Here is a 4,371-nt window from a genome sequence, read left to right on the forward strand (position 1 = left end):
CTTCAGCACCAGAGCGGTTGAGGAGTTTCTCAGCCTCCCTCCCGATAAGAGGGGGATATTTCTAAAAGAGCTTTTACGTTTCTCCCAGAGGGAGGGGAAGGAGAACGTTCAGCCCCTTGCCACACTATCCGACGTCTTCAAGCTCAGGTTCTCGGGAGGGCGTGTCTATTTAAAGAGGAGAGATGGAAGATGGGAGGTTGTGGGCATACTGGGTTCAGAGGACGAGAAGGAGAAGGAGCGCTACATAAGGAACGTATTGAGTAAAATAGATACAGGTTAAACTCTCATTGACAGAAAGGAGGAAAACATGGCAAGTTTGAGGGAAAGCCTTGAGAGGCTCTCTTCGTTCAGACCCAAGGACTCTATGGTTACAACCCTCTACCTTCACCTGAGACCTGAGGAGAGACAGGACAACAAGTACTTGACCCTCTATAAGGACATGGTTAAGGAGAAGAAGAGGGAGCTTGACAGGAGGGAGCTTTCTGAGGATGTGAGGAGCTCAGTTGAGAAGGACTTTGAGCTCATAGGTGAGTTTCTCAGTGAGCCGAAGAACCTCGTTGGCTGCAGGGGTATAGCTGTATTCTCCTGCTCAAAGGAAGGTCTCTTTGAGACCATAAAGCTCCCTTACGTATACAGGAGCAGGCTCATGGTTTCTCCCGACCCTCTGATAAGGGAGATAGCGGCGATAGACGAGGAGTTCGGAAGGATAGGTGTTCTCTTGGTTGACAGGAAGCACATAAGGTACTTCCTGATGGACATTGAAGGCATAACCGAGAAGCTGGACTTCCTTGAACCCTTGGCTACCCGTGCCCACAGGTTTCACAGCGGTGGCAGTACCCTTAAAGGCGCGGAGGGGACCTTCAAGCTCAGTATGCCAGCACGGGGAGCTGCTCCAAACATGGTTCAGCACTCTTACGGTGAGTGGCGCTTTCACATGAGGATAAAGGAGGAGAGGCACAGGGTCTTCAAGCTCGCCTCGGACGCAGCCTTTGAGGAGTGGAAGGAGAGCAAGTTTGACAAGCTCGTTATAGGAGGCTTTGTGGAGGAAGGTCTCAAGGACATAGAGAACCACCTCCATACCTACCTCAGGGAGAGGCTAATAGGCTACATTGAGATAAACCCCTCCGAAGCCAAACCCCACGAGGTTAGGGAGAAAGTCCTTAACCTTCTCTGGGAGAAGGACAGGGAGGAGGAGAAGAGGCTCGTTGAGGAGATGGAGGAGCTCATAGGAAGGGGTCTCGCCGTGAACGGCACAACGAAAGTCCTTGAGATGCTCTCCTTGGGTAACGTTAAGACCGTGCTCATACCAGAAGACTTTGAGAAGCCCGGATACCTTTGTCCCGAGAGCCATCTCGTCTTCCTCAAGCCCGAGTGCCCCCTTCCCGAGGAGAAAGCCTTAGAGATTGAGGACATCGTTGACGAGGTTATAGAGGAAGCCCTTGACCAGAGGGCTACCGTGGAGGTAATAGTCAGCCCTGAGCTTCAGAGGAGGATAGATGGGCTTGCCGCCTTCCTGAGATTCAGCCTATGAACGAAGAGAGGTTGATGATCTTTATAGACGGCTCAAACCTTTTTCACGGAATAAGGTATCTGAAGATAAAGATAGATTATGGGCGACTCGTTGAGTTCCTGAGAGAGAGCAGGAGGCTCGTGAGGACTTACTTCTACACCGCTGTTCCTCAGGACAGGGATGTCAGGAAGGGAACACCCGAGTGGGAGAGCCTGGTCAGGCAGAAGAGGTTCTTGGATGAGCTCGCCCTGTCAGGAGTTAAGGTGAAGCTTGCAAAGCTCAGGAAGCTCCCCTCTGGGGAGTTCATAGAGAAGGAAGTTGATATAATGCTCGCCACCGATATGCTCTCCTTAGCCTACCAGAACGCCTACGACACCGCAGTCCTTGTCAGCGGGGACAGCGACTTCCTCTACACCGTTGAGGAGATCCAGAGGATAGGAAAGAGGGTTGAGAACGCAACCTTTAAAAAGACAAGCTCCTACAACCTCAGAAAGACCTGCGACCGCTTCATACTCCTTGATGACTTCCTTGACCGCTTCACCTACGAGGAGAAGCCCGCCCTCTACGAGGAGGTTGGCTTCTGGGCAAAGATAAAGAGCCTCTGGAAGAGATGAAGGTTATAGCTGCGACCACCAACCGGGGAAAGCTCAGGGAGATTGAGAGAATACTCGCGCCCCTCGGCTACGAAGTGGTAGCTCCTCCTGAAAAGCTTGAGGTTGAGGAGAAAGGAGATAGCTTCCTTGAGAATGCCTGCAAAAAGGCTCAGGCGTACCACAGTAGGTTTGGAGTCCCAGCCATAGCCGATGACTCCGGGCTCGTGGTTGAGTCCCTGAGAGGCTATCCGGGAATATACTCAAGCAGGTTTTACGCCATAGAATATGGAGGCAGAGAAGAGCCAAAGCTCTCCCCCGATGAGGCTAACATAAGGAAACTCCTTAGACTCCTTGAGGGCAGAGAAGACAGGGAGGCGAAGTTCGTGGCGTGCGTTGTCCTTCACTTGGGAGAATACGGGCTCTTCAGCTGTGGAGAGTGCAGGGGAAGGATAGCGGAGTCCCCGCGAGGGGAAGGGGGATTTGGCTACGACCCCGTGTTTATCCCCGAAGGCTACGACAGGACGATGGCTCAGCTCAGTCCCGAAGAGAAGGACTCCATATCCCACCGGGGGAAAGCCCTGAGGAAGCTCGCCCGCCTTCTTGAGCGCCTTAACCCGTAGTGGATATAAGAAAGAAGATAACTACCCTCCAGGCTCTGAGGAGCACCCTCAACGTCTGGGGTGCTATAGCTGTCAACAGGTACAAGAGGCTCAGCTCCCAGGTTGGAGCCACAATGCCCTACTTCCTGAGGCTTCAGGAGGTTCTGGAACACCTCTACTCCCTTTACTCTGGCGTTAGAACGGAGCTCTTAGAGATGAGGGATGAGAGGTCCATAGACGTTCTCGTCCTGACAAGCGACAGGGGATACGTGGGGGACTTCATCCTCAGAACCATAAGAGCCATTGATGCGGTCCTTGAAGCTAAGAGGGACAGAAGGGTGAGCCTATTTATAGCCGGAGGGAGGGGAGCCCTCTCAAAGTACCGCTCCCTCGGAGCGGTGATTTACGAAAACATACTCACAAAGGACATTGACTGGAACAGGGTTGAGGAGATAAGGGAGGAGCTCGTTGACAGGTACATAAGGAGGGTTAGCGATGCCACCTACGTGGTGTTCCAGAGACCGGAGGTTGGCAGGGGCAGGGCGATTGAACCCACCGAAGAGAGGGCTGTTGAGGAGCTTCCCGCCGAGAGCCCCTTCTTCTACACAAGGTTTGAGGAGGTTCTGAGGGCAAAGCCCCTCGCGGTGGTTGAGAGGGGTAAGTTCAGACCGATAGTGGTTCGCTTTCTCCCTGCGGATGTGAGGAAGAGGTACTCACCGACCACAATCCTGAACGTTGAAGGTGATGAAGACAGGCTGATTGAGGAACTTCTGGAGCTTTACCTTGACTTTTTCATGAGGGAGGTCTTCCTTGAGCACTTCACCTCTCTGAACTTCGCCAGATACAGAACCGTAACCCGCATAAAGGAGAACATTGACAGGAGGCTCCTTGAGTACCAGCGACTTATGAATAAGCTTAGGCAGGAGAAGATAACAAAGGAGATTGAGGACATAGTTCTCTCCCACATAGCCACGGAAGAAGAGAGATACAGGGACATCCTTGAGGAGGGCTACCTGCTGGAGGTGGGCCTTAACCTCCCCGACCCCATTGTATCCCTTCTCAAGGAAAGGCTTGAGGACATGGGCTATCCTATAGGTGAGGTTAGGAGGGCTAACTTACTCGGGGGCTTCAGACTCCTGAGCCTTTCAAAGGCAGCCGACCTAACAGCTCTGAGGTATCTTAGGGAAATAACGAAGTTCAGGGGAGGTATATGACCACATCTCCCCTTCCGTTGAGCTTTGCCTGACAGGAGAGCCTCTCCCTCTCCGATAGACCGAACTCATCTATAGCCTCCTCCTCTTCAAAGGTGGGTGGGTAGAGGTTCTCCATCCCTTCAAGGATTATCACCCGGCAGGAAGAACACTGTCCGTGTCCTCCGCAGGCGCTGTCAATCTCGTAGCCGTACCTGTAAAGTATCTCCATTATGCTCTGGTTCTCTATGCCTTCAAATGCGATGTTATTCAGGTTCAGCACCCTCACTCTGGGCACGCTTGACCACCTCCTTGAGCCTCTCTTCAAGGACCTTTATGGACTCCTCTATATCCTCTCTCTGGGAGGCTGCAAGACGGGGAAAGTCAGTTATCTCTATCGTTTCAAGGACGGGCTTTCTGTCCCTGTCGTACATAACGCCTATCCAGACGCCGTAGATCCCCGTTTCCCTCCACTCGGT

At 52.6% G+C, this 4,371-nt stretch carries 6 protein-coding genes and 1 pseudogene; 5 read left to right on the forward strand and 2 right to left on the reverse strand.

Annotation, left to right across the window (positions count from 1 at the left end; translation table 11 throughout):
- The 5 genes and pseudogenes from AC1HCM_RS08710 to AC1HCM_RS08730 form a co-directional block, all read left to right on the forward strand.
- Positions 1-280 (forward strand): annotated as a pseudogene (locus AC1HCM_RS08710) (hypothetical protein); the annotation flags it as partial.
- A 27-nt stretch (positions 281-307) separates the two neighbouring features.
- Positions 308-1,531, forward strand: coding sequence for a baeRF12 domain-containing protein (locus tag AC1HCM_RS08715; protein WP_479461379.1), 1,224 nt, complete (start codon positions 308-310; stop codon positions 1,529-1,531).
- Positions 1,528-2,124 (forward strand): LabA-like NYN domain-containing protein, encoded by a 597-nt coding sequence (locus tag AC1HCM_RS08720; RefSeq protein ID WP_479461380.1) that lies wholly within the window; start codon positions 1,528-1,530, stop codon positions 2,122-2,124. Before AC1HCM_RS08715 ends, AC1HCM_RS08720 begins: the two co-directional genes overlap by 4 nt.
- On the forward strand, positions 2,121-2,723 hold the full coding sequence (rdgB, locus tag AC1HCM_RS08725) for an RdgB/HAM1 family non-canonical purine NTP pyrophosphatase (RefSeq protein ID WP_479461381.1): 603 nt from the start codon (positions 2,121-2,123) through the stop codon (positions 2,721-2,723). The genes AC1HCM_RS08720 and rdgB overlap by 4 nt, the downstream gene beginning before the upstream one ends.
- Positions 2,723-3,916 (forward strand): F0F1 ATP synthase subunit gamma, encoded by a 1,194-nt coding sequence (locus tag AC1HCM_RS08730; protein ID WP_479461382.1) that lies wholly within the window; start codon positions 2,723-2,725, stop codon positions 3,914-3,916. Before rdgB ends, AC1HCM_RS08730 begins: the two co-directional genes overlap by 1 nt.
- On the opposite strand, the gene AC1HCM_RS08735 is transcribed toward AC1HCM_RS08730, so the two are convergent.
- Both AC1HCM_RS08735 and AC1HCM_RS08740 read right to left on the reverse strand, forming a co-directional pair.
- Complete coding sequence (locus AC1HCM_RS08735; protein WP_479461383.1) at positions 3,900-4,190, reverse strand: 2Fe-2S iron-sulfur cluster-binding protein; 291 nt, start codon at positions 4,188-4,190, stop codon at positions 3,900-3,902. The genes AC1HCM_RS08730 and AC1HCM_RS08735 overlap by 17 nt on opposite strands.
- Positions 4,159-4,371: hydrogenase expression/formation C-terminal domain-containing protein (locus AC1HCM_RS08740; protein WP_479461384.1), on the reverse strand; the 213-nt coding region annotated here is incomplete at its 5' end. The genes AC1HCM_RS08735 and AC1HCM_RS08740, both read right to left, overlap by 32 nt.

The sequence above is a fragment of the Hydrogenivirga sp. genome (assembly GCF_056450045.1).

Excerpts from the sequence above, each read along its gene's own strand:
- AC1HCM_RS08715 (WP_479461379.1), top strand. The coding sequence starts at position 308 with ATGGCAAGTTTGAGGGAAAGCCTTGAGAGGCTCTCTTCGTTCAGACCC.
- AC1HCM_RS08720 (WP_479461380.1), top strand. The coding sequence starts at position 1,528 with ATGAACGAAGAGAGGTTGATGATCTTTATAGACGGCTCAAACCTTTTT.
- rdgB (WP_479461381.1), top strand. The coding sequence starts at position 2,121 with ATGAAGGTTATAGCTGCGACCACCAACCGGGGAAAGCTCAGGGAGATT.